Origin of the sequence: Anaeromyxobacter sp. SG17, from assembly GCF_022690695.1 — a bacterium.
Lineage (GTDB): Bacteria > Myxococcota > Myxococcia > Myxococcales > Anaeromyxobacteraceae > Anaeromyxobacter > Anaeromyxobacter soli.
The window spans coordinates 35,548-59,966 of record NZ_JALCYX010000008.1 but is presented as its reverse complement, the minus strand read 5'-3'; the positions used below and the strand labels follow the sequence as shown (position 1 = coordinate 59,966).

Here is a 24,419-nt window from a genome sequence, read left to right as displayed (position 1 = left end):
CGCAACGCTTGCGCAGCACGCTTTGCGTGGAGTGGGACAAATCGGGAGCGAATCCACGGAATTGCAGTAGTTAGAGACGGCCCGGCAGGGGGCACACGCGTTGCAGCCACCGGCACGGCCAAGCGGAGCTGGACGGCGGGGAGAGACCGTCGAACGACGTGGCCGCGCCGGAGCGCGGTCGAGAGGAGCGACATGACGACGCGTGCAGTTCTCGCAGCCGTGCTGGCCTCGTTGCCTGCGTGGGCGTTCTCGGCGGCTCCCGCTGCGGCGACGAAGGTGCCGCCGGCGGCCACCGCGCCGAAGACCGATGCCGGCAAGGGTGACTCGGGCGTGGCGAAGAAGAGCGCCCCGACCGCCCCCGCGAAGAAGACCGCCGAGCCGGAGGGGGTGAGCGCCCTTCTCAAGGTGCCGTTCCTGTCGCCCCGCTTCGCCTCGACGCCGGTGGCGGTGGTCGACGGCGACGTCATCACGATGGGTCAGCTCGTGGACACGCTGGCCCTCGAGCACGCGCCGCGATCGCACGAGGAGGGCGAGGCGGGCGAGGAGGCGGCCCCCTCCGCTCCCGCGAGCCGTAGCGACTTCACTCGCGTCCTCGAGCGGCTCATCGACACCCGGGTCGTCGCCTCCGAGGCGCGCGACATGGGCATCGACGATCTCCCTCAGCTCAAGGAGGAGCTGGCGAAGTACGAGGAGACGGCGCTCCGGAAGGTCTTCGAGCAGACGATCTCGAAGGACGTGAAGGCCGATCCGGCCGCCGTCGAGAAGATCTTCAAGGACTCGGTCCGGGAGTGGAAGCTCCGCTCGATCGTCCTCGACAAGGAGGAGGACGCGAAGGCGGTGGCGCCCCTCGTCCGGGACGCCAAGGCGTTCGAGGAGACGGCGAAGCGGCTCGTCGCCGAGAAGAAGGCGCGCGGCAACGAGGAGCCTGCCTTCGTCCCCGAGTCGAAGCTCCTCCCGGAGATCGAGATGGCGGTCGCGTCGCTCACGCCAGGCCAGGTGAGCCCCCCCGTCAAGATCCCCTCCGGCTGGACGGTCATCAAGGTGGTGGACGTCCGGTACCCGGAGGATCCCGAGGCGCGGGCGATCGCCGAGGAGCGCGCGCTCGCAACGAAGCGGCGCGAGTTGGTGATCAAGGCCTACGAGGCGCTCGCGAAGAAGTACGCGACGGTGGACGAGAAGCTCATCGACCGGCTCGACTACGAGGCGAAGAAGCCCGGCTGGAACGCGCTCTACAAGGACAAGCGGGTGCTGGCGAAGATCCGCGGCGAGGCGCCGATCACCGTCGGCGACCTGGCGGCCGGGATCTCGCTCAAGTTCTTCCACGGCATGGAGGGGCCGATCCGGGCGAACCAGGTGAACATCGTCAAGCGTCAGACGTTCGAGGGAATGCTGATGCGCCGGCTCTTCAAGAAGGAGGCGCTCGCGCAGAAGCTCGACCAGAGCGAGGAGTACAAGGCGGTCGTCGCCGAGTACGAGACCTCGCTCCTCTTCGGGATGTTCGTGCAGCGCGCGGTGGTCCCCTCGGTGAAGGTCACCGAGGGCGAGCTCATGGACTACTACGAGAAGCACAAGGCGGAGTTCAGCACCCCCGCCTTCTACCGGCTAGACGCCCTCGCGTTCCGCAACGGCAAGGCCGCGCAGGCCGCGCTCGACAAGATCAAGTCTGGCACGGATCTCAAGTGGCTGAAGTCGAACGCGGCGGACCTGGTGCCGGCGGAGGAGCGCGACCTCGACTTCGGCGGCACGATCTACAGCGCGAAGGGGCTGCCCGAGGAGCTCGCGAAGCTGCTCGCCAGCGCCAAGAAGGGTGAGTTCCGGCTCTACTCGACGAAGGGCGGCCAGGCGTACGTCGTCCAGCTCCTCGACGTCACGCCCGCGAAGGAGCAGCCGTACAAGGAGAGCCGCGAGACGATCGGCAAGAAGGTGTTCGCCAGCCGCGTCGAGGCGGCGCTCAAGGAGTGGGTGGCGAAGCTCCGCAAGGAGCACGACGTCAAGGTCTACATCACGCGCGTCGACGGGTGAGCGCGGTCCACGACTTCAGCGAGGGCACGGCTGTGACCAGCAAGACCAACCGGTGGACACTCGCGCTCGCGGCCCTGTCGGCGGCGTTCCTAGCCGCCGCGCCGGGCAGGGCGGAGGCGGCGCGGCAGTTCAAGTCCAAGGACTGCATCGACTGCCACAAGCCGTTCGCGGACAAGTACGACTCCGCCAAGTTCACGCACCCTGCCGTGAAGCAGCGGAAGTGCGAGGACTGCCACCTGCGCCACGGCGTGGTGCCGAAGCTCGTGCTGAAGGAGGCCGGCGCGAACCTCTGCTTCCGCTGCCACAAGCGCGAGTCGATCGGCCTCGACAAGCCGAACGTCCACAAGGTGCTCCGCACCGGCGCGTGCGGCCAGTGCCACGACGTCCACGGCTCGAACGCGCCGCACATGCTGAAGGCGGAGGGCAGCCAGGTCTGCTACGCCTGTCACGAGAAGTCGGCGTTCGAGCGCAAGAACGTGCACAAGGTGCTCGCGAAGGACGGGTGCCAGGCGTGTCACGTGGCGCACGCGTCCGACCAGAAGAACCTGCTCGTCGCCGAGGAGGGGAAGCTCTGCTCGAAGTGCCACTCGGCGAGCGCCGGCGGGTTCGCGAAGGCGCACGGAGGCTACCCGGTGGCCACCTGCACCGGTTGCCACGACCCGCATTCGGCTGATCGCGCGAAGCTCCTCAAGGTCTCGCTCCATCCGCCCGTCGCGGAGTCGTCCTGCTCCGACTGCCACGTGCCCGCGAAGTCCGCGAAGCCGTTCGCCGTCCAGGAGGCCGGCGCGAAGCTCTGCGCGAACTGCCACGACTCGGGCAAGCTGCTCGGCGGCGGAACCGTGGTGCACAAGCCCGTGAAGGACGGGCAGTGCGGCGCGTGCCATGATCCGCACGCGTCCGGCGCGCCCAAGCTCACGCACGCCCCCGGCGCGAAGCTCTGCCTCGGGTGCCACCCGCAGATGGGCCAGAAGGTCTCGGTCGCGCACGCCCCCATGTCGTCCCCGGGCGCCTGCGCCTCGTGCCACAAGCCGCACGCCACGAAGGAGAAGAAGCTCCTCGCGAACAACGTCGCGGCCCTCTGCGGCGCGTGCCACAAGAAGACGTTCGAGGAGAAGCGCAAGATCGCGCACCAGCCGTTCGTGGACCGGGACTGCGCTGCGTGCCACGACCCGCACGGCTCCAACCTGCCGGGCATGGTCAAGGCCCGCCTCGACAAGGTCTGCTTCGGCTGCCACGCCGAGGAGGAGACCCGCTTCATCAAGACGCACACCCACAAGCCCGTGCTCGATGGGCGGTGCGGCGCGTGCCACTCCGGGCACGGCTCCGACGAGCCGAAGCTCCTGAAGGCCAGGGGCGCGAAGCTGTGCGAGCAGTGCCACGCCGGGATGATGAAGGCGGACGCGAGCGGGACGACGCACGCGCCGTTCGCGAAGGGTGACTGCCTCACCTGTCACGACGCGCACGGGTCGAACACCGCCGGCATGCTGGTCTCCGAGGAGAAGACGCTCTGCGCGCGCTGTCACGAGAAGACCGAGAAGGCGGTCCAGGGCGCGACGAGCATCCACGCTGCGTTCAGCGCGGGTGACTGCACGAAGTGCCACAGTCCGCACCAGGCGAAGCTCAAGAAGCTGATGCTCGCGCAGACTCCGGACGTGTGCGTCACCTGCCACACGAAGATGAAGGAGAAGCTCGCGGCGGAGAAGCCTCACCAGCCGGTCGAGGACTGCCTGGCCTGCCACGGCCCGCACTCGGCGAAGCAGCCGAAGCTCGCCGTCCAGCGCGCCTCGGAGCTGTGCGGCCAGTGTCACGACGAGAAGGAGGGCAAGTTCACGAAGGCCCACCTCGGCATCGCGGCGTCCGACATGAGCTGCACGAGCTGCCACGATCCGCACGCCTCCAAGGACCCGAAGATGTTCAAGGACCTGCAGCACGCGCCGTTCGCGTCGCGGGACTGCGGCAACTGCCACGTCGTCGAGAAGTAGAGGACAAAGATGAGCGCGAGACCTTTCATCCTCGTCCTGGCGGTCGCCGCCCTGGCCGGGCCTGCGGCCGCGGCGCCGCCTGCCCCGAAGTTCAAGCTGAAGCCGGGGGCGGCCGGCCAGGTTTGCCTCGAGTGCCACCCGGCCTTCGCCGACCGGCTCAAGAAGCCGTTCGTCCACACGCCGGTGCGCTCGAAGGACTGCGTCGGATGCCACAACCCCCACGCCTCGGACCACGGCAAGCTCCTCGCGGCGGACGCGAACGCGATCTGCGGGACGTGCCACAAGGACGTGGTCGCGAAGAACGCGAAGAGCACCCACCCGCCGGCCGCGCAGCAGAAGTGCGGCGAGTGTCATGATCCGCACGCCTCGAACGTGAAGGCCAACCTCGTCAAGGCCGGCCCGGAGCTCTGCGCGACGTGCCACAAGAGCCTCGTGGATGGGGCGAAGGCCTCCAAGTTCAAGCACCGGGCGGTCGAGAACGGGTGCGGGAGCTGCCACGAGGCCCACGCCTCGTCCACCGGCCTGAAGCTGCTCAAGGCCGACGTCCCCCAGCTCTGCCTGGGTTGCCACAAGGTGGACGGGCCGATCCTGATGAAGAAGCACATGAACTACCCCGTCGCGAAGGCGAGGTGCACGAGCTGCCACGACCCGCACGGCTCGAACGTGCGCGGCATGCTCTACAACACGGTCCACGCGCCGGTCGCGAAGGGCATGTGCGGCCAGTGCCACGAGGCACCGGGGTCTCCCAGGGGCTTCGAGCCGAAGCAGGCGGGGCTGGCGCTCTGCCGCGGCTGCCACGTCCAGAACATCAACAAGATGATGGACAAGAACCGCCTCCACCGGCCGGTCACGGAGGGCGCCGCGTGCCTGTCGTGCCACGGACCCCACGCGTCCAAGGAGAAGGGCCTCCTCAAGGCGGACATGCGGACGGTCTGCGGGAGCTGCCACGCCGACACCATCAAGCGCGGCGACATGTCGGTGACCAAGCACGAGCCCATCAAGAACTCGGAGTGCACGAGCTGCCATGATCCCCACGGCTCGGACGCCGCGCTCATGCTCGTCAAGCCCGAGTCGCCGGAGCTCTGCGGGAAGTGCCACGACTGGCAGAAGCACTCGTCGCATCCGGTCGGCGCGAAGTACGTCGACCCGCGCAACAAGAACCTGACCCTGCAGTGCCTCAGCTGCCATCGCGCGCACGGCACCGAGTTCAAGTCGATGATGCCCTACGCGACGGTCCCCGAGACGTGCACGAAGTGCCACGAGAAGTTCACGAGGTGATGACCGTGCTGAGAGCCATCGACGCGAGGGTGATCGTCTCGCTCGTCGTCGTCCTCGCCGCGAGCGGGGCACGCGCGCAGAGCGTCGCGTTCAAGCACCAGGCCACGGTGTACAGGGACGCGAAGGACGGCAAGCTGTCCGCGCCCGAGGGCGTGGCCTGCAACGACGCCGGGCTGCTCGTGATCGCCGACACCGGGAACGCCCGCCTCCTCACCTACTTCGTGAAGGAGGGCGCCGTCACGCCCGCGGCCGAGGTGAAGGTGCCGCAGCTGAAGCACCCGGTGCGCCTGCAGCTCGACTCGAAGGGGAACATGCTCGTGCTCGACCGCAAGCTGCGGAAGATCGCACGGCTCGACGCCAAGGGCGCGTTCCAGGGGTACGTCGACCTGAAGCCCGCCGGCGTGACCGAGGTCGTCCCGACGAGCTTCAAGGTGGACCGCGCCGACAACCTCTACGTGCTCGACACGGCCGCCGCGAAGGTGTTCGTGGCGGATCCCTCGGGAGCGGTCACGGCGACGCTCCCGCTCCCCGCCGACGCCGGGGCCTTCATGGACGTCGCCGTGGATGCGGGCGGGATCGTCTACGTGCTCGACGCGGTGCGCGCGGCGGTGTGGTCCGCCGCGAAGGGCGCGACGGCGTTCTCGCCGCTCGGGAAGAGCTTCAAGGACTACGCGAGCTTCCCGACCTATCTCACCGCGAACAACCGGGGCGTTCTGCTCGCCATCGACCAGAACGGCGGGGGCCTCGTCCTGCTCGGGCAAGACGGTAGCTACCTGGGGCGCCAGCTCAGCCTCGGCTGGACGGACGGTCTGCTCTACTACCCGTCGCAGATCTGCCTGGACGCTCAGGGGGACGCGTTCGTGGCCGACCGCTCGAACAACCGCGTGCAGATGTTCACGTCCATCGCCCAGTAGACGCGCGGTATCGAATCGACGAGGCGCGCTCCTGCGGGGCGCGCGGTATCGGAATCACGGGGCGCGCCTGCGGGCGCGCCCCGTTCGATGTTGACCGGCATCAACGAGAAGATTGCGCCGAATCAATGTGCGCAACGCGACCTCGTGCCGCGGGCGAACGCCATCAAGCAAGCGCTCGGACCCATGATACCCTCGTGACCTACCTATTTCACGGTACGTCTTGCCGGTCGCCCGGAATGGGGCTGCGGCTCGTCCGTGAAGAGGAGGGGAACGATGCGATTTCACGTGAGGCGCCCGATCGCCCTGGCCGCGCTCTCGACCGTCCTGTTCATCGCCTGCGGTGAGGATGAGCCGCTGACGGGGGCTCCGGCGCCCGTCTCGGTCCGCCGGACACGCGCCGCCGCCACCGCGACCGCGGACGGCCCGGTGTGCAGGGGCACTGGCGCCCACGACAAGCATGGTCTCATCGGATTCCAGTGCGCCACCTGCCACGAGTGCGGCGGGCTCATGCAGTTCTCGAGTACGTACACGCTCCCGACGAGCGGCGCATCGATCTCGGGACCGGAAAACGTGGTGACCGTCGGCGCCAACGGAACGACGACGTGCAGCGTGGCGTGTCACAACGTCGGAGGGCTCGCGACGACGCAGCCCGTCGACTGGAGCGCTCCGGGCCCGCTGGCCTGCAGCTCGTGCCACTCGCAGGGGCAGGCGGGAGCGTTCCCGGTGAGGTCGAGCCACGGCGTGGACAGCTCCAGCGCCACGGCGAACCGCGCCGCCTGCCAGAACTGCCACGACACGAGCAGGCACGTCTCCGGAACCGTGGTCATCCAGGGGGTCGGCGCGCTCGACCCGAACGATCCGGCCCAGGTGGACGGTGCGTGCAAGAAGTGCCACGGCGGACGGGGGACCGCGGTCGCCGGCAAGACGCCGCCGCTCCTCGTCGGCTACGCCTCCGCCGATGGTGACTTCCATGGCGCGCGCGCCGGCGCGGGGTTCGGCGGGTCGCTCATCGGATACGCCCGGGGCGCCGGTCCTCTTCCGTGCGTGACCTGCCATGACGCGCACCAGAGCTCGAACGCGTTCCTGTTCGCGTCGAGCGTGAATACGTCGCCCGTGGCGGATGCGACGATCAACCGCGCAGGAGTGGGAGCGGAGGCGCTCTGCGAGCGGTGTCACTCCGGCGCGCGCCACGCGGGGTGCAATGCCGTCGGATGCCACGCCACGGACCCCGTGCCCGGCGGCGCGAACAAGCCCTGCTTCTTCTGCCACGGTCACGAAGGCATCGTGAACTTCAAGCTTCCCACCTGGGCGGACCACCCCGTCCCCGGCGTGGCGATCAGTGATCCGAACGCCTACTGCTGGCACTGCCACACCACGGGATGGTTCCCCGCGGCGCCGGAGTACGTCGCCCCCATCGTTACGAACGTGCTCGTCACGGAGGTCACGGGGACGAGCGCGAAGGTGTCCTGGACCACGAACGAGAAGGCCACCTCCTACGTCGAATGGGGCGTGGGGACGCCCTCGAACGTCGACGGCAACGGCCTGCTCGTGACCGAGCCCTGCGGGCCAGGTGTGAGCACCCCTTGCCGCGAGGTGACGCTCACCGGCCTCGCTCCGCTCACGCAGTACACCTACCGGGTCCGCTCGTCGGACGCGATGCGGAACGCGACAGTGTCGCAGATCTACACGTTCACCACGCCCGACCCGAACGCGCCTGGGCAGCCTGCGCTCACGCCGGTCGACGACGGCGCAGTTCCGTACCCCGAGACCGCCGTGCCGGTCACGTTCCAGTGGACCGCCGTCGCGGATCCCAACGGGGATCCCGTCGAGTACCGCATCCAGATCTCCTCGAGCCCCGGCTTCACCGCTCCGCTCGTGTTCGACGGACCCTGGACCCCCTCGACGACGTACGCGAAGACCTTCACCGCCACCGAGTGGCCGGGCGCGACCTACTACTGGCGCGTCCAGGCTCGGGACGCCGCACACGATCTCCGCTCGTCGTGGTCGGACGTCGATGCGTTCGGGATCTGGTGGTACGACCCGATGCCCTATTGATCGGAGTCAATGTCGTCGGTCCGGAACGGGGCTGCCGTGCAATTCGCGGTGGCCCCGTCCTTTGCCGAGCGCGGACGTCGCTGAAGCCAGAAGCCTGGCGGCGCCTCGTCTCGAGTATCGGAGCGCGGCGCGAGGACGCAGGGACCGCCAACCCAAGCGCGTCGCCGCTCCACGCCCCCTCATGTACTGAAGGTTGCTGACACACATCAAAGGGATTGTGCGAGATTGAGATCGGGTGGACTAATGGGTTGCGTCCAACACGTGCACCCGAACGCTCTCTCGTCGTGAGCCATCGAAGTTGCTTTCTTTGGCCGAGGCGGTTCAGGCGTTCGCGACCAGGGTCTGGGGGATCCGCATGCACTCGTGGCAGCTCGACCGAAGGCTCGGATCGGCGATCGTCGTAGGCATCGCCATGCTGTCGTCGCTGGCGTGCGGGAGCGGAGCGCAGGAGGCAGGGCAGGGTGGCCTCTCGAGGACGCCGCGCTCCTCCGCCATCACCGCGGACGCTGCGGTGTGCACCGCTACCGGATCGCACGACAAGCACGCCGCTTACGGGATCGGCTGCGCGGTCTGCCACCCCTGCGGCGGCGCGTACCAGTTCGACCCCTTCACCTATACGCGCGGGACCTCGACGTCCGGCGGCACCATCACGCTCACCGGGACGGATCCGGCGACCTGCTCCGTGGCGTGCCACTTCCCGATGGGCACGCAGCCCCACTCGATCACCTGGGGGACGCCCGGCCCGCTCGACTGCACCTCCTGTCACGCGGTGGCTGCGCTCCCGTCGGTCCACCCGACGCTCGTCGTCGCGAACCCTACGCGCGCGGACTGCGAGGCCTGCCACCGGATGGGCGAGCACACGAAGGGCACCGTCGTGCTCGTGAGCCACGGCGTCGATTGGATGAACTCTGCGAGCTCCGGGTTCCACGCGTACTCCGCCAACGCGCGCATCGCGAGCTGCCAGGCCTGCCACGGCGCCGATCTCACCGGCGGCTCCACCAGCACCGGGTGCCGTGACTGCCACGATCGCAACCTCCCGGCCGGCGTGACGAGCTGGCGGACGAACTGCGTGATGTGCCACGGCGACAAGACGACCGGGCAGTCCTCGCCGCCGAGGGCGACGTGGGGGAACAACGTCCCGAGCGACACCGCCAACGCGCGGATCGGCGCGCACGCCGCTCACGTGACCGGCAGCGCCATCGCGCCGCCCTTCGACTGCGCCGTCTGCCACGTGAAGCCCACCGACGCCCTGTCCGACGGCCACATCGACGAGGCGACCGCGAAGGTCGTGTTCAGCGGCCTCGCCGCGAACCGTGGGGCCCCGGCCGCCGCGTGGAGCCGCGATTCGGCGACCTGCAGCAGCACGTATTGCCATGGCGCCACGCTCGGCGGTGGCACGAACAAGACGCCCACCTGGACGCGCGTCGGCCAGGGCGAGGCCGGGTGTGGCACCTGCCACGGCCTGCCTCCTCCCGCGCCGCACCCCTCGGTCTCCGGCGGCCTCTCCGGGTGTGCCGTGTGTCACTCGGACACCGTCGACTCGAGCGGCGCGATCATCCCGCCGAGCGCCGGCGGGCTCCACCTCGACGGGTTCGTCGAGGGCGGTCACGACAAGGATTGGATGGACAAGACGAGCACGAGGTTCCACGCGTACTCGGCGAACCGCGGCCTCGGCCCCTGCCAGGCGTGTCACGGCGCGGATCTGAGCGGCGGCGCGACGCAGGTCGGCTGCGCGAAGTGCCACGGGGCCGGCTGGGAGCGGAACTGCACGATGTGCCACGGCGACCCGGCGGACGGCACGGGCGCGCCGCCGCGGACGACGTGGGGCAACTCGGGCGACCCGCTGCGGATCGGGGCCCACACCGCGCACGTGCGGGGGACCACCGTCGCTGCGGCGCTCGACTGCGACCAGTGCCACGTCGTCCCGACGGACGCCTTCTCGCCGGGTCACATCGACGACGCAGCCGCCAAGCTGACCTGGGGCTCGCTCGCGACCGTCGGGGGGGCCGCTCCGATGTGGAACCGGACGGACGGGACGTGCGCCAGCACGTACTGCCACGGCAACTACGCGGGCACGTTCTCGTACTACTACTGGGACGGCACCTACGATGCGCGGTACGCCGGCAAGCGCGCGACGCCATCGTGGACGGGATCGCCGATGGCGTGCGACTCGTGCCACGGAAATCCCCCCGGGGAGAACCTCTCCTGGCACGGCTATCACAACGGAGGAAACCAGTGCCAGCTCTGCCACCCGGACGCGACCGGTACCGTGGCCGGGTTGGGCACCGGCATCACCGACCGCACGCGGCACGCGAACGGCGTGGTCGATGTGGAGCCGAAGTGGGACGCCCAGTGCTTCAATTGCCACTGATGCGCTGAGAGAGCGTGAGGATTCGGCCGCGCCCCATCGACCTCGGGGGCGCGGCCTTGATCTGCCCCGCGTGCGCGAGCGGAGCGGGCCTCGGGCCCCGGTGGTCGTACGAATTCCTCGGCTGGCATGCGCACGATGCGAAGCGCGGGGGATAGGTAACCGCGCGGCCCCGCGCCTCCACACGCTCGGGAACCACGCCCGTATGATGGGCGCCTTCCTCGACGCGCTCCGGCCGCGGTCCCTCAGACCGGCATGTACAGGTCGGCCATGACGAGGTCGACGCGGGGCGCGAGTTCTCCTGGTGCGCAGGCGCCTGGCGGCGGATCGAGCTCGTGCCCGAAGGCACGTGCACGACCTTGGGGCCGAACTTCACGAGCCCACGAGCAGTTCGTGGAGTGCCGGGCGGTCGAGCGGCGCGGTGCATCGGGCCTGCAGACGAATGATTCGGACGAGCTGCCGCAGGCAGATGCTGGACGACGTCGAGCGGCGGAGGGAGCGGTTGCGGCGCGAGTCGTGAGGCGGACTGCCCGAGCCCGCGCGCGCCGACTGGGAGCGTCGGCGGCAGCATGCTGCGAAGAATTCGGAGCGAACCCGACTCGCCGACGGCGGACTCTGAGCCTCGCGCGGAGTCGAAGGATGTCGCAGCGGGTTGCGTGCTGTTGGCGCGCTCACATTCGAGGTGCTCTGCGCTCACGCCGGTCGGAGCGGCCGGCATCGACCCGCCCGTCGACGTGCCTCCTGCGTTGCGCGCCGCCCGCGGTACCGGTCCCTCAGCCTCGGCAGACGTCGAGCCCCTGATCGCGGAGGTCGCGACCAGGGGCTTCGGGCGAAGCAAGGATAAGCAGCTGAACCGCTCCGCGCCCTGCGATGGCGCGCTTGCCAGAGCCTCGCGACTACCCCGCGCCGTGACACGCCAGCGTGTCGCAGGAGGGCTGCGACGTCCAGCCGGTGTTGATGACCGTCCCGGTGTAGAGCACGACGTCGCGCCTGCCGTTCACGTGCTGCGTGCTCGCCGTCGCGTGGCAGGCGCCGCAGCCGATGCTCAGGACGTTGACGTGGAAGACGTGCCGGTCCAGGCCGCCGTCGTTCGGCGGATCCCCGTGACAGCTGCCGCACGTCGCCTGGCCCTGGCCGACCAGCGTCCAGATCGGGGTGGGGTTCGAGCCGCCGTTCGCGCCGTGGCAGTAGGTCGACGCGCAGGTCGCCGTCGTACGGTTCCAGGTCGTTCCCGTCACGCCCTGCGTGGCGACGCCGGTGAACGTGACCGTGGCGGTCGCGGCGTCGACGTGGCCGGGCGTGAGCGCGTCCGCGGGCTTCGGGTGGCAGACCGCGCAGTCGATGGGCGCCGAGTTCGCGGTCCCCTTCACGTGCGTCGCGTGCGCGCCGATGCGGACGTTCGTCGTGCCGCTCTGGACGTTGTTCCCCCACGTCGCGCGCGGTGGCGCGGCGACGCCCGTCGCCTTGTCGCCGTGGCACATGACGCAGCTGTTCCACGCGGGCCGGTTCACGCCGTCGTGGCAGGAGGCGCAGCTCACGCCGGTCGAGCCGCCGGAGAGGTCCGCGCCGTGGCACCACTGGCAGGACGCGAGCCCCTGGTTCGCCGAGTACGCGTGGAACTTCGGGCTCGAGGTGTTCATCCAGTCCGCGTCGTGGCCGCTCGCCGCCTGGATGGTGCCGTCGATGTGCTTGCCGCCGGCGCTCCTGGGCACGATCGCGCCGCTCGCGGAGACGGTGTCGGGGTGGCACGGGTTGCAGCCAGCGAGGTTGCTCGACACCGGCGGATGGACGTTCGCCGGCGGCGGGACGCCGTGGCAGGTTCCGCAGGCGGCCTGGCCCGTGCCGGTGCTCGTCCAGACGGGAGACGTCTTCGACCCGCCCGACAGCGTGGCGCCGTGACAGTAGGTCGAGGCGCAGCCCGCCGTCGCGCGGTCGAAGGTGGGGGTCACGCCGGTCGGAACCGCCACGCCGGCGAACCTCAACGTCGCGGTGTCGCCGTCGATGTGGCCGGGCGTGAGCGCGTCGGCGGGCGTCACGTGGCACACGTTGCAGTCGAAGACGGCGCCGTTCGCTCCCTGCGTGACGTGCGCGGTGTGAGCGCCGGTGCGGACCGGATCGGCCTGGCGTCCCCAGGTCGCCTTGGGCGGCGCGCCCGTCGCGTTGTCCGTCCCGCCGTGGCACATCGTGCAGTTCGTGGCCCACGGCTGCCCGGGGCGATCGTGGCAGCGGCCGCACGAGCCGCCGAACCCGGTGCTGCCGTCGAGGTTCTGCCCGTGGCAGACCTTGCACGACGAGAGGCTGCGGACCGCCGTGTTGGCGTGGAAGTTCGACGAGGTCGTGTCCATCCACGAGGCCTCGTGGCCACCGGAGAACTCGATCGCGCCGTCGAGGTGCTTGCCCCCCGACGACGGCGAGATGAGCGCCCCCGTGGCGGAGATCGTCTGAGGGTGGCAGGCGTTGCAGCCGGCGAGATCGGCGGGAACCACCGGGTGCGGCGCGGGCGGCGGCACGCCGTGGCAGGTCCCGCAGTCCGCCTGGCCCTCGCCGACGCGCGTCCACACCGGCGCGTTCGTCGCGTTGCCGTTCTGGAACGCGCCGTGGCAGTAGGCGGTGGCGCAGCTCGCCGAGGCGGGCGCGAAGCCGGGGTCCTTCGCGGAGGTCTTCCAGACGCCGTCGGCGCCCGTGTAGCCCGTGAGCTCGACCTGGCCGTCGAGGTGCGTGGCGTCGAGCACGGTGTCGGGCTTCGGGTGGCAGAAGCTGCAGTCGAACGCGGGCGCGAGCGCGCTGCCCCGCACGTGCTGCCGGTGCGCGCCGACGCCGAGCGCGGTCGTCGCGGTGTTGCCGGCGAGGTCCTGCGGCGGAGCGCCGGAGGGATCGGTGGCGTCGCCGTGGCAGGTGTTGCAGGTCACCGTCCAGTCCTTGCCTCCCGCGAACGAATCGTGGCAGCTCGCGCAGACCACGCCCGTCACGTGCGGCTCCCCCTTCACCGAATGGCAGGCGAGGCACGCCCGAACGTCCTGAGCGGCGGCGGCGCCATGGAGCGACGGCGAGGCCCAGCCCTGCGGGTGCTTCGCCTCGGGGCGCACGTCGACCTGGCCGTTCACGTGCTTCCCCGTCTCGACCCGGATCTTCCCGTCGGAGCCGACCGTCTCTCCATGGCACGCGGCGCAGGACGTGATGTCCGTCGCCGCTCCGGGGGCGAGGCTCGGGTGCGTCGCCGGCACGGGGTTCCCGGGAGTCCCGTGGCAGGCGCCGCACGTCGCCGCGGCGCCGTCCAGCGCGGTCCAGACCGGGGACGTGGTGGCGGTTCCGCCGTGGCAATAGACGTTGGAGCAGGTCCCGCTCGAGCGGTCGTAGGCCGGCGAGGCGCCTCCCGCGCGCGCGAGCGCGCCGAACGAGACGTCCACCTGTCCGTTGCCGTGCTGCGAATGGTCCGTGCGCGGATCGAGGTGGCACTCGGAGCAGGCGAGGGCGCCGGCGAGCGCGCCGGCCTCGACGTGCGCGGAGTGCGCGCCCGCACGCGAGGGGTCGGACCCGATCATGCGGGGCGGCGCGCCGGTCTGGTTCTGCTCGCCGCCGTGACAGCGGGTGCACTGGGCGGTCTCGGCGCTCTTGCTCTCCTCGATCGTGCGGGCCTGACAACCGAGGAGGGTGATGAGAGACGCCCCCAGCAAAGGGACGATGAACGGGCGCAGCATGGCCATCTCGAAGCCCTCGGAATTACGCAGGCCGTTTGCACGCGCCGGCAGCGCTGCCTGTGCGTGTGACCCGGTGGAGGTCGCCCCAGTGTACCCGCCCCTGAGCGCGGTACAACTGGGGCAAATCGCTTGATCTGTGTCACGCGCAGTGCCGACGCCGACCGTCGGCGCGCGGCTCAGCGGTTCGAGAGCTGAGCGACGTAGGCGGAGAGCTGCCGCGCTCGCTCGGGCGCGAGTCGGGTCAGCGCAGCGGTCTCGCGCTGCGCCGCCGCGTAGTTCCCCACCATCGCGTAGGAAACGCCGAGGTTGAAGCGCGCTTCGCCATTCTCGCTCAGCGTGGCCGCGACGGGCTCCAGCCGCGCGATCGCCTCCGCGGGGCGACCGAGCCGGTTCAGCGCCGCCGCGTAGTTCGCGTACGCCGCGGCGTAGTCTGGCCGCAGCGCGATGGCTCGCTCGAAGAGGGCCGCGGCCTCCGCGTAATTCCCTGACCTGTCCATCACCAGCGAACCCAGGTTGAAGTAGGCGTCCGGGTACTCCGGCCCCTGCCGGATCGCGGCGCGGAACCAGTTCGCGGCCTCCTCGTCCCGGCCCAGCTTCCGCAGCGCGGCCCCGATGTCGCTGTAGACGTCGACGCGGGTCGGGTCGGCGCGGTTCGCGTTCGCGAAGGCCTGGAGCGCCTCCTCGTGCCGACCCGCAGCCGCGAGGGCGAGGCCGAGGTTGTGCGCCGGCCGGACCTTTGCCGGCGACTTGAGCGCCGCGTCGCTCCAGAGGGTGCTCTCGTCCTTCCAGACGCGGTTTCGCGCGAGCGTGACCCCTGCGAGCACGATTGCGACGAGCGCGCCCGCCGTCACGAAGGCCCACGGCTTCCAGCCGAGCCGGCGCGAGAAGAGCGCGCCCGCGGTCGCGACGGCCGCGAAGGCGCCCGCGGATGGCAGGTAGACCCGGTGCTCGACCATCACGTCCACGATCGGGATGAGGCTCGACTCCACCGAGAGCGCGAGGAAGAACCAGACGATCCCGAACGCGACAAGGCGGCACGCGGGGTCGAGTGGTCGAGGCGTCGTCGGCGAGGTGCGCCAGAGCAGGAAGGCTGCGAGCGCGACCATGCCGAGCAGCAGCAACCCTCCTCCGATGACGACTGGCGCGACGAAGGAGTGCTGGAGCGAGACGTCGTGATCGACGTTCTGTCCGAACGGGAGCACGAGCAGGCGGAGGTAGCTGGCGATGACTGGGAGCTGGGTCGCGAGGTAGTCGGAGCGGGAGAGCGCCGTCTGGACGCGGGTAGCGTCCGCGGCCGTCGAGAGGACGTCCGAGAGCGGAGTCCCGACCCCGAGCCGTCCGATCGGAATGATAGGGAGCGTGGCCAGCAAGGGCGCGAGAAGCTTCACTCGCAGGCGTGCTGACCCGTCGAAGAAGACGAGCTCGTACGCGGCCACCGCGAACGGCAGCGTGAAGGCGATCTCCTTCGTCTTCATCGCGAGGACGGCCGCCGCGAGGATCCCGGCCCACGCCAGCGCCGTCCGGGCCGGACGCATGGGGCCGCGCTCGAGCCGCAGGCGCCAGCGCGCGTACTGCAACGTCGAGAGCAGGTAGAACAGCGTCGCGAGCGAGGTGAAGCGCTGCACGATGTACGTGACCGCCTGCGTCTGCAGCGGGTGCGCGACGAACCCGGCCGCCGCGAGGAAGGCGATCGCGCGCGACCACGGGGAGACGAGCGAGCCTTCGAGGCGCGGGGTCGCGAACGTCGCGAGGACGAGCGCGTAGACGAGCAGCGCGTTGCCGACGTGCACCGCGAAGTTGACGAGGTGATAGCCGGTGACGTCGATCCCGTTGATCCGGTGGTTCAGCGCGAAGGTGAGATAGCCGACCCAGCGGTTTTCCCGGAGGATCCAGCCCGGGTCCGCGAAGAAGGCGCCGAGGTCGTGGAGGAGACGCCGGTCCCGGACGATGACGACGTCGTCGAAGACGAAGTCCCCGCCGAAGGAGTTCGAGTAGGCGGCGAGGGCGAGGACGAGGAGCGCGACCAGCGGGGCGAACGCGACGGCACGCCGTTGCAGGGGAGGTAGGCTTTGCGCAGCCGAAGGGGTGACCGCCTTCATCCCTGGGCCGTTCGCCGCAGCGCGAACTCTTTTCGTCATGATGGAACGTTTGCTCGGAGAGCAGCAGCGGAGGATAGCACGGGCACGTGCCAGCGGGGCGGGCGGCGCTCGGTGCGCTCGCCTGAATGCACGAGCGCGCTTCCCGGCGGAGAGCGCAATCCGTCGCCTCGGCGACGAGCGGTGCCTCGTCGCGCGCCCGAGGAGCCGCGCGCGAGCGAGCGAATCGTGGTGCGCGAGGCGGACGTTGACGTGGAGGGCGGAGCGGGGGAACCTCCGAAATCTCTGCACTCGCATGACCTCGATGGCTGAAGAGGCGGGAGTCCGATGTCTGGCCGGCGCATCTTGAACGTGATGTCCGAGGCAGTCACGAGCGCGGCGCTCTGGGCAGACCGCCCCGGGCCTGTCCGGAGCCGCCTCCGTGGGACCGTCCGAGGCGCGCGGCGTGCGCTTTCGCGACTCGACCCGACCGTGCGGTACAAGCTCGACTCCTTCGAGATCGAGCTGCCCCTCTCGCACGAGCTGCCGTTCTACCGCGCGGCGTTTCCGGAGTACGACGCGAACCTGGGGAGGCTCGCGGCGGCGGTCGGCCAGAAGTATCCCGGAGACGCGATCGTCGACATCGGAGCGAACGTCGGCGACACCGCGGCGATCATCCGGAGCAACTGCTCGGCTCCGCTGCTCTGCATCGAGGGAAGCGAGCCGTTCTCGCGGCTGCTGGAGCGAAATGCTGCGCGGCTCGGCCCGAACGTCTTCACGGCACGCGCGTTCGTCGGGAATCCCGCCAGCTCGCAAGGGACCATCGTGAGCAGCGGGAAGGGGACGGCGCGACTCGTGCCGTCGACTTCGGGTCGAAGCATCGAGCTCACGCGCCTGTCCGACATCCTCGCGCGGTTTCCTGCGCTCCCGCCGGTGCGGCTCGTCAAGATCGACACCGACGGGTTCGACTGGCCGATCCTGGAGGACAGCCTGGACGTCTGGGAGCGAGCGCACCCTGTCCTGTTCGTGGAGTTCGATCCCGCGCTGTACCCCGCATCCTGGGATCCGCTGCCGGCGCTGGAGCGTCTCGCGCGCCTGGGGTACGGGTCGGCCATGGTGTACGACAACACGGGGGAGTACGTGATCTCCGTGTCTCTGGAAGACCGGGCCGCCCTCGAGGACGTGCACCAGTACTACTCGGGCCGGAACAGTGCCCGGTACGCGGACCTGTGCTTGTTCCACTCCGCGGACCGCGACCTTTGGCAGGGACTCCGCCGAGCGGAGATCGCTCGCTCGCTGTCCCGAAGGTGACCACCCTCAGTCGGCGGCTCGGAGCAGCGCCGCGTCCTCGTCCTGGAGCGGGCGTGCGGCGACGGCGCGGTACAGGGCGCGATACGATCGCGCCACCTCGAGCCAGGAGCTCCGTTCGACCCGCTGAGCTCCACGCCTTGCGAGCTCGCCGCGAAGCGGCGCGTCCGTCCAGAGTCGTCGGATCGCCTCCGCCATCGCGTCCCGGTCGTCAGGAGCGAACTGGAGCGCCGCGTCGCCCGCGAGATCGCCGAGCGACGCTGCGCTCGAGCACGCGACGGCCACCTTCGCTCGGAACGCCTCCTGGACGGGCATCCCGAATCCTTCGAATTCGCTCGGGAAGACGAGTATCCGGGCGAGGGCGTAGAGAGCGTGGAGCTCGGCGGGGCTGACGAACCCCACGAACCGCAAGAGGTGCCCGACGCGCAGCTCGCGGGCTCGCCGCTCGATACGCGTGCGCAGCTCGGTCGTGCGTCCGGTGCACACGACCGGAACCTCGACGCCGCGATCCCGCGCGAGCGCCAGTGCCTCGACGAGCCCCAGGTGGTTCTTGTGACGGAATGTCTGGGCGGGATAGAGGGCGAACGCGTCCGGAAGGTGGAAGGTGTCTCGGACGCGCCGCAAGGCCGCTTCCGTCGGCGCGGGGTAGGCGTCGAGGACCGGGGCCCAGCCGATGACCACGATCTTGGACGGCTCCAGCCCGAACTGCTCGACGAGGTCGCGCTTCCCCCAGCGCGTGAGGGCCACGACGCGCGAGGCCTGCCCGCAGAGCGCGCGGTACGTATCCTCTCGCCAGCGGAGATCGAAGCGAGAGAAGTTGCCGGGAAGGTGACGGTGCTGCAGATCGTGCGGGACGTAGATGCTCGGGATCGTGGTCCGGAACCCATGCTGCTGCGCGAAGTGCATGACGTCGGGCCGCGCTGCCTGCACGACGGCGTTCGCCGGCGGAAGCGGGATCGGACGGCGCGCAGCGATCTCCTGGGTCACGCGATCGAGCAGAGGCTTCGGGACGAGCGACCGGACCGCGGCGCGCCACCCTCCGCGGGGCCGCGGCCTCTCGCAGGCGAGCAGCTCGCAAGAGCCTTTCAGATACGGCTCGAGCCAGTCGCAGTCCTCGTACGCCAGGAACAGGTACTCCTCCTCCCCGCCCTCGAGCCGAGACAGCCCGTTCGCCAGCCCGATGAGCGTCTGCTGGACGCCCCCCGGCACCCCATCCCCGAGCCGGGCGTCGATGCAGACGCGCAGGATCCCTCGGGCGGCCATCAGAGAGCGAAGACGTCCGCGATCGCACGTTCGCGACCGCTGGCGAGGTCGAGGACCGGCAGCTCCGAGATCAGGCGCAGCCGGTCGCGGTGAGCCGTGACGAGGGTGAGCCGACCACGCGCGTCGCGGGACTCCCGGAAGCGGCTCTCGACCCAGCCCTCGCGCGCCGTCAGCGCGGGCAGGGCTTCGGCGAGGTCCGCGCGAACGAAGAACGCATCGTTTCCAGCGCTGTTCGCTCCCACGAACCGGTAGCCTTTCCGGTCAGCGAGCGCGCAGAGGGCGGGCAGCGAGGCGCCGAAGTACAGATTCGAGGAGTGGGCGCGCCCGCGCTCGAAGCGCTCGGCATAGGGGACGGTCACGGCGTGCTCGGCGCCGAACACGCTGTTGAACTCGACGACGAGGATTCGCGGCGAGATGACCTCGATGGCGTCGAGGATCCAGTAGTCGTTGCCGTCGACGTCCACCGACAGCAGACCGATGTCTCCCACGAACCCCGCATCCGCCAGCAGAGAGTTGATGTTCTCCCGCGTGATGAATGCGGTCACCGCGTCGATGCTGTGGCGCCACGCGAGCTCGGTGCGAGCGAGGAACCGGCGATGTGCGTCGCCCGCGTCCAGGATGAGCCCCCTCCAGTTGTCGTGGCAGAGGAGGAAGCGCGTGTTCGACTCCGAGTAGTCCTCGACGCCGAACTCCACGAACGCGCGGTTCTCGATGGGAACCTTGCCCAGGAGGTACTGGATGATCCCGTCCTCCCCCCATTGCGAGAACACCCGAAACTCCGCCTCCTGGATGTTCCGGAACGTGCGCTCGCAAACCGCGCGGCTCTCGATGCCGCCCAGCGCCAGGCGCAGCTGCTCGACCTGACGTTCGAGCGCGTCGACGCGCGGCCCGATGCGAGCGAGGCCGCGCAACGCCGCCAGGATCGAGGACGTGTTCATCGCTCGATCACCTCGCATGCGATGCGGCGAAGGGCACGGGCCGCCTCGAGCGCCGCGGGGACGGCAGCGCAGGTGAGGTATGAGACGACCGTCGCGGCGATGACGCCGGCGATGCCGAAGTGTCGCGCGAGCACGATCGAGAGGACGACGTTCGCGACGGCAGCGGCGATCCCGTAATAGATCTGGCCCGTCAGCTGCCCGATGCCGTTCAGCATGCACGCCACGGCGTTGGCGGGAGCGGAGACGAGGCTCCATGCGGCCATCCAGCCGAGCAGCGCCGTCGAAGGGACGGCTGCAGCCCCGGCCCAGGCCGCGATGATGGGCCTCCCGAAGAGGGCGAGGGGCACGGCGAACGCGGCCGCCGCGGCCGCGCTGACCACCACGCTCGTGCGAAGGGTCCTCGCGATCCACTCGCCATCCCTCTTGGCGAGCGCCTCGGCGTAAGCGGGCCAGAGGTACGGCAGGTACAGCCCGACGATCATCGTCCCCACCGCGAAGAGACGCCACGTGACGCTGTACGGAGTGACCTGGTCGGCTCCCAGCACGTGGGCGATGATGATGTTGTCCGTTCCGAAGAGCACGATCCCGATGATCTGGATCGCGAAGAAGCGGCCCCCGTCTCGCCACAGGCGCGCGAAGCTCGTCCGGCGCACCGTGTGGATGCGGGGGCGTAGCGCAGGTCGCGTCCAGAAAAGCCACCCTGCGCTGATGAGGGCCGCCGCCGTCTGCACTCCAGACACCGCCAGGACCAGCGACACGAGCCCCCCGTCCGTGCGCGTCACGAAGACGATCGCGATGAGGGACGCGACGTTCGCCGCGGCGGACCAGCCGTTCGCGAGCGCACCCTCCTGTCGCGCGGCGTACACGCGCTCGGCGATGGAGAAGGGAAACGCGACGATGTAGAGCACGGCTGCGATCGCGACCGCGGCGCCGATCTCCGCCTTCGCGACGGGGGAGGTGACGTTGAACACCGCCGACCAGGACACCCAGGGCCACGCGACGGTGGCAACCGCCAGGATCGCCGCGGCCAGCCCCGCGAGCGTGAAGAACGCCGTCGAGACGTGCGACCGGGCCTCCTCGTCTCGCCCCCGTCCGTACGCCTCCGCCACGGCGTTCGTCAGCCCATTCCCCACGCCCAGATCCGCGATCTGCATCCAGGCCAGACACGCGCTGAGCGTCATCCAGGCACCGTACCGTTCGGCGCCGAGGTACCGCACGGTGAGGGGTACGGTCACCAGCCCGGCGATGATCGAGATCCCGCGCACGGCGAGCGCCGAGACGGCCGCCTGTACGATGCGCACGTGCCGGCGCTGCCGATCGCCCGAGGGCTCGGCGCGCCCGAGCGTCAGGTCCACCCACCTGCGCCCGATGGGAAGGTCTCTCGTCTCACGTGACATGGGTCGATCGGTCGAGGCAACCTACGGCGACGGGGTGTTCGACTCTATCCTTCGTCGGCCGACGGGGCCGTCCGGTCAAGCATCTCGTGACCGCCGTTTGTACCTCATCGCCCCGCGTGTGCCCACGCCCCTGCGACGAGGGCTGGGGGCTATACTGCCGGCCTCGATGAAAGTGTCTTTCGTCATCCCCACGCGCAACCAGGCGGGGTTCATACGCCGCTGCATCGACGGCTGCCTCGCGCAGAGGGTGCGCGGCGCAGAGGTCCTCGTCGTGGATGGCCAATCGACCGACGGAACGCTCGACGTCCTCCGCGAATATGGAGGTCGCGTGCGCTGGGTGTCGGAGGCCGACTCGGGCCAGTCGGAGGCTGTGAACAAGGGGATCGCGTGCGCGTCGGGCGACGTAGTCGCCTGGATCAACTCGGATGACTTCTACCCGGACGCGACGGTGTTACCGGAGGTCCTGGCGGCCTTCGAGGCGGACCCGGTCACGGACGTCGTCTACGGCAGCGCGCTCGTCGTGGACGCGGACGGGAACGTGCTCCGGGAGCAGCGGGCGCGACCCATGAGCTCCGCCGTGGAGCTGCTGGTGAGTCCGAATGCGCCTTTCATGCAGCCGGCCGTGTTCTTCCGGCGGAGACTGTTCGTGGAAGCGGGCGGCTTGCGACACGACCTTCACTACGCCATGGACTACGACCTGTGGCTTCGGATGTTTCCGCGTGCGCGGGGCTTTCGGTTCCTCGCCCGTCCGCTCGCGTGCGTCACCTTTCACCCCGGGGCAAAGTCGATCGCGGGCATGCTCCCGCAGATCCGCGAGCTCGGGCAGCTCAAGCGCGACCACCGCGCGGCGTTCGAGCTCGGCTGGCGTGACCGCGCGCGGCTCCGTGCCGGGATGGCCTCCCTGTATTCCTACTGGGCGGCGGTCCGCCTGGGACTGAGGCGAGCTTCGTAGATGACGGCCACCGCGTCGGGCGCCGCACGCACCGTTCTGTACGTCGAGCACGCGGGTGCGCCGGGCGGCTCGTGCGTGAGTCTGGCGACGCTCCTCCGCCGTCTCGACGCACGGCGTTATCGACCGATCGTCCTGCTGGTCCGGCCGAGCGAGGAGATGCGCCGCTTCTACTCGGACGCCGGCATCGAGGCCGTGTCGTGGCCCGGAATCAGGACGCTCGAGCACAGCACGGCAGAGTGGTCCGGCGTGCACTCGCCGCTCACCTGGCCGTCGGCGCTCGCTTCGCTGTCCAGCTGGAGGACGACGCAACGGCGTACGCTGGAGGCTGTCTCTGCATTTCGCCCGGCGCTCGTCCACCTGAACTCCGTCGTGCTCTACCCGTCGGCGCGCGCTCTGCACCTCAGCGGCGTCCCGTTCGTGTGGCACGTGCGGGAGATGCCGGTTTCGGGGCACTTCGGCTGGCGTCGGCACCAGCAGCGAAACGCGCTCACGAGGTGGCCGAAGTTCGCGCTGTACTTGTCCGAGTCCGCGCGCCACGCCTGGGTGGGGAACGCGCGCGGATGGATCGCGCCCGAGCCGGTGGAGACGCACCGCTTCGATCCTCGCCTCGACCGCGCCGAGGCGCGACGATCGTTGGGGATCCCCGAGGCTGCGCGCGTCATCCTGTACGTCGGCGGGATCGCTCGGATCAAGGGGATCTTGCCGCTCCTCGAGGCGCTCGCGCGGGTGCGAGCGAGCGAGCCCCGCGCGGTGTGCCTCATGCCGGGCGGAGACGTCACCCCTCCGCGCACGCTTCTCTACAGCGCGGCCGCGGCCGTCCTTCCGGCCCTCGGATCGGGCACGCTCACGCAGCAGGTCGCGTCGAGCATCGAGAGATGGCACCTCGAGTCCATGCTCCTCCGGCACCGCTTCGCTGGAGAGATCGAGCGTCACCTCGCCGCGAGCGACCTCCTGGTCTTCCCGGCGGTGGCGGACCACTTCGCGCGGCCGATCGTGGAGGCGGGCCTCATGGAGAGACCCGTGGTCGCCTCGGACCTTCCACTCGTCAGCGAGCTGGTGGAGGACTGGAAGACCGGGCTGCTCGCGCCGCCGGTGGATTCCGCCACGCTGGCCGCGCGCATCCTGGAGCTCCTCTCCGATCCGGAGCTGTCGGCGCGCATGGGCCGGGCAGCGCGGGCGCGCATGATCGAGCGCTTCGACGCTGGCAGGAACGCGGATGCCCTCATGGATCTCTACGATCGTGTCGTCGACGGGCGCGGCGGCACAGGAGCGGAAAGTCAGTGAGAGTGACCGTCCTTACGCCCACCCTGGACGCCGAACGCTTCCTCCCGGACTGCATCGCTTCGGTGCGAGCGCAGGAAGGCGAGGGCGTCGAGATCGAGCATCTCGTCATCGACGGGCAGTCGAGCGATCGGACCGTGGAGCTCGCGCGCGCGGGCGGTGCGGACGTGCACGTCGCCCGGGACGGCTCCCTCTACGAGGCCTTGAACCGGGGGGTTCGACTCGCTCGCGGTGACGTGATCGCATGGCTGAACGCCGACGACACGTTCGAGCCGGGGGCGCTCGCGAAGGCCGTCTCCCGGCTCGAGCGCACGCCGTCGGCGGAGCTCGTGATCGGGCACTATGCGATTGCGCGCGGCGGGCGACGCCGCATCATGAGGACCCGCGCGGACGCGCTGGTGCGGATCCGTTCGGGAGTACGCCAGGATAGCTGGGTCACGCCGCTCGCGGTGCTGTATCGCTCGGATACGCTGCGCCGGCTGGGTGAGTACGCTAGCTCGTACCGGATCGCCGCGGACCTCGATCTCTGGCTGCGAGCTGCGGCCCGCGAGCCGCCGCTCGTCGTGGCGCACTGCGGCGCGGTGATCGGCACGTTTCGGGTGCACGAAGACTCCCTCAGCACGGGAACGAGCCCGGAGCGGAGCCTCAAGGAGACGATCGAGATTGCGCGCGGCTGGTACGATCGGGCGGACACGCCCGAGGGCGTGCGAGCCTTCGCGCGGTATCTCTATCGCCGGCACGAGTTCCTGCTCCGCATCTGGCAGCTTCGCACGGAGCCCCGCTGGCGCAAGGCGATGGCCGCGTACCAGTGCTACCGGGAGCTGAGCACCCTCGGCCCGGGGACGCTCCGCGACTTTCTGGTGCCGCTCAGCCCGTGACGGAATGACC

The 24,419-nt window shown here is 70.1% G+C and carries 15 protein-coding genes; 10 read left to right on the top strand and 5 right to left on the bottom strand.

Features of this window, described 5'->3' with window-relative positions; translation table 11 throughout:
• Positions 1-192: 192 nt before the first annotated feature.
• The 6 genes from MNY60_RS05715 (at position 193) to MNY60_RS05690 (ending at position 10,622) form a co-directional block, all read left to right on the top strand.
• Entirely contained in the window at positions 193-2,022 is a 1,830-nt protein-coding gene (locus MNY60_RS05715; RefSeq protein WP_242360167.1) for a peptidyl-prolyl cis-trans isomerase, read from the top strand.
• Positions 2,023-2,054: 32 nt separating this feature from the next.
• Positions 2,055-4,004, top strand: a complete 1,950-nt coding sequence (locus tag MNY60_RS05710) for a cytochrome c3 family protein (RefSeq protein ID WP_242360166.1) — start codon at positions 2,055-2,057, stop codon at positions 4,002-4,004.
• Between the two features lie 9 nt (positions 4,005-4,013).
• On the top strand, positions 4,014-5,282 hold the full coding sequence (locus MNY60_RS05705; protein ID WP_242360165.1) for a cytochrome c3 family protein: 1,269 nt from the start codon (positions 4,014-4,016) through the stop codon (positions 5,280-5,282).
• Complete coding sequence (locus MNY60_RS05700) at positions 5,282-6,196, top strand: NHL repeat-containing protein (protein WP_242360164.1); 915 nt, start codon at positions 5,282-5,284, stop codon at positions 6,194-6,196. The genes MNY60_RS05705 and MNY60_RS05700 overlap by 1 nt, the downstream gene beginning before the upstream one ends.
• Positions 6,197-6,481: 285 nt before the next feature.
• Positions 6,482-8,251 carry a fibronectin type III domain-containing protein gene (locus tag MNY60_RS05695; protein WP_242360163.1) on the top strand — a complete coding sequence of 590 codons (1,770 nt, stop codon included), beginning with the start codon at positions 6,482-6,484 and terminating at the stop codon, positions 8,249-8,251.
• Between the two features lie 412 nt (positions 8,252-8,663).
• The gene (locus tag MNY60_RS05690) at positions 8,664-10,622 is read left to right on the top strand and encodes a CxxxxCH/CxxCH domain-containing protein (RefSeq protein WP_242360162.1); all 1,959 of its coding nucleotides are present in this window, start codon (positions 8,664-8,666) and stop codon (positions 10,620-10,622) included.
• A gap of 893 nt (positions 10,623-11,515) precedes the next feature.
• Here MNY60_RS05690 and MNY60_RS05685 read toward each other — a convergent pair.
• Entirely contained in the window at positions 11,516-14,323 is a 2,808-nt protein-coding gene (locus MNY60_RS05685; RefSeq protein WP_242360161.1) for a CxxxxCH/CxxCH domain-containing protein, read from the bottom strand.
• A 170-nt stretch (positions 14,324-14,493) separates the two neighbouring features.
• A complete protein-coding gene (locus tag MNY60_RS05680; RefSeq protein WP_242360160.1) occupies positions 14,494-16,416 on the bottom strand; it encodes a tetratricopeptide repeat protein in 1,923 nt (640 codons plus the stop codon).
• A gap of 468 nt (positions 16,417-16,884) precedes the next feature.
• Between MNY60_RS05680 and MNY60_RS05675 the strand changes: the two genes are divergently transcribed.
• A complete protein-coding gene (locus tag MNY60_RS05675) occupies positions 16,885-17,703 on the top strand; it encodes an FkbM family methyltransferase (protein WP_242360159.1) in 819 nt (272 codons plus the stop codon).
• A 6-nt stretch (positions 17,704-17,709) separates the two neighbouring features.
• Here the strand turns inward: MNY60_RS05675 and MNY60_RS05670 are convergent, their stop codons facing one another.
• From MNY60_RS05670 to MNY60_RS05660, 3 genes are read right to left on the bottom strand one after another with little or no spacing between them, the layout of a single operon-like run.
• Positions 17,710-18,963 carry a glycosyltransferase family 1 protein gene (locus MNY60_RS05670; protein ID WP_242360158.1) on the bottom strand — a complete coding sequence of 418 codons (1,254 nt, stop codon included), beginning with the start codon at positions 18,961-18,963 and terminating at the stop codon, positions 17,710-17,712.
• The gene (locus MNY60_RS05665) at positions 18,963-19,901 is read right to left on the bottom strand and encodes a hypothetical protein (protein ID WP_242360157.1); all 939 of its coding nucleotides are present in this window, start codon (positions 19,899-19,901) and stop codon (positions 18,963-18,965) included. Before MNY60_RS05665 ends, MNY60_RS05670 begins: the two co-directional genes overlap by 1 nt.
• Positions 19,898-21,298, bottom strand: a complete 1,401-nt coding sequence (locus tag MNY60_RS05660) for a lipopolysaccharide biosynthesis protein (protein WP_242360156.1) — start codon at positions 21,296-21,298, stop codon at positions 19,898-19,900. Before MNY60_RS05660 ends, MNY60_RS05665 begins: the two co-directional genes overlap by 4 nt.
• A 166-nt stretch (positions 21,299-21,464) precedes the next feature.
• Here MNY60_RS05660 and MNY60_RS05655 point away from each other — a divergent pair, with 166 nt between their 5' ends.
• The 3 genes from MNY60_RS05655 to MNY60_RS05645 are packed head-to-tail and all read left to right on the top strand — an operon-like array spanning position 21,465 to position 24,409.
• On the top strand, positions 21,465-22,250 hold the full coding sequence (locus MNY60_RS05655; protein WP_242360155.1) for a glycosyltransferase family 2 protein: 786 nt from the start codon (positions 21,465-21,467) through the stop codon (positions 22,248-22,250).
• Positions 22,251-23,534: a glycosyltransferase family 4 protein gene (locus MNY60_RS05650; protein ID WP_242360154.1), complete on the top strand. Its 1,284-nt coding sequence runs from the start codon at positions 22,251-22,253 to the stop codon at positions 23,532-23,534.
• Positions 23,531-24,409: a glycosyltransferase gene (locus MNY60_RS05645; RefSeq protein WP_242360153.1), complete on the top strand. Its 879-nt coding sequence runs from the start codon at positions 23,531-23,533 to the stop codon at positions 24,407-24,409. The genes MNY60_RS05650 and MNY60_RS05645 overlap by 4 nt, the downstream gene beginning before the upstream one ends.
• The last annotated feature ends 10 nt before the right edge of the window (positions 24,410-24,419 follow it).

Bases quoted from the DNA above. Each gene is read 5' to 3' on its own strand.
- MNY60_RS05655 (WP_242360155.1), top strand. From the start codon at position 21,465: ATGAAAGTGTCTTTCGTCATCCCCACGCGCAACCAGGCGGGGTTCATA.
- MNY60_RS05715 (WP_242360167.1), top strand. From the start codon at position 193: ATGACGACGCGTGCAGTTCTCGCAGCCGTGCTGGCCTCGTTGCCTGCG.
- MNY60_RS05685 (WP_242360161.1), bottom strand. From the start codon at position 14,323: ATGGCCATGCTGCGCCCGTTCATCGTCCCTTTGCTGGGGGCGTCTCTC.
- MNY60_RS05670 (WP_242360158.1), bottom strand. From the start codon at position 18,963: ATGGCCGCCCGAGGGATCCTGCGCGTCTGCATCGACGCCCGGCTCGGG.
- MNY60_RS05660 (WP_242360156.1), bottom strand. From the start codon at position 21,298: ATGTCACGTGAGACGAGAGACCTTCCCATCGGGCGCAGGTGGGTGGAC.
- MNY60_RS05690 (WP_242360162.1), top strand. From the start codon at position 8,664: ATGCTGTCGTCGCTGGCGTGCGGGAGCGGAGCGCAGGAGGCAGGGCAG.
- MNY60_RS05650 (WP_242360154.1), top strand. From the start codon at position 22,251: ATGACGGCCACCGCGTCGGGCGCCGCACGCACCGTTCTGTACGTCGAG.
- MNY60_RS05665 (WP_242360157.1), bottom strand. From the start codon at position 19,901: ATGAACACGTCCTCGATCCTGGCGGCGTTGCGCGGCCTCGCTCGCATC.
- MNY60_RS05680 (WP_242360160.1), bottom strand. From the start codon at position 16,416: ATGAAGGCGGTCACCCCTTCGGCTGCGCAAAGCCTACCTCCCCTGCAA.
- MNY60_RS05705 (WP_242360165.1), top strand. From the start codon at position 4,014: ATGAGCGCGAGACCTTTCATCCTCGTCCTGGCGGTCGCCGCCCTGGCC.
- MNY60_RS05700 (WP_242360164.1), top strand. From the start codon at position 5,282: ATGACCGTGCTGAGAGCCATCGACGCGAGGGTGATCGTCTCGCTCGTC.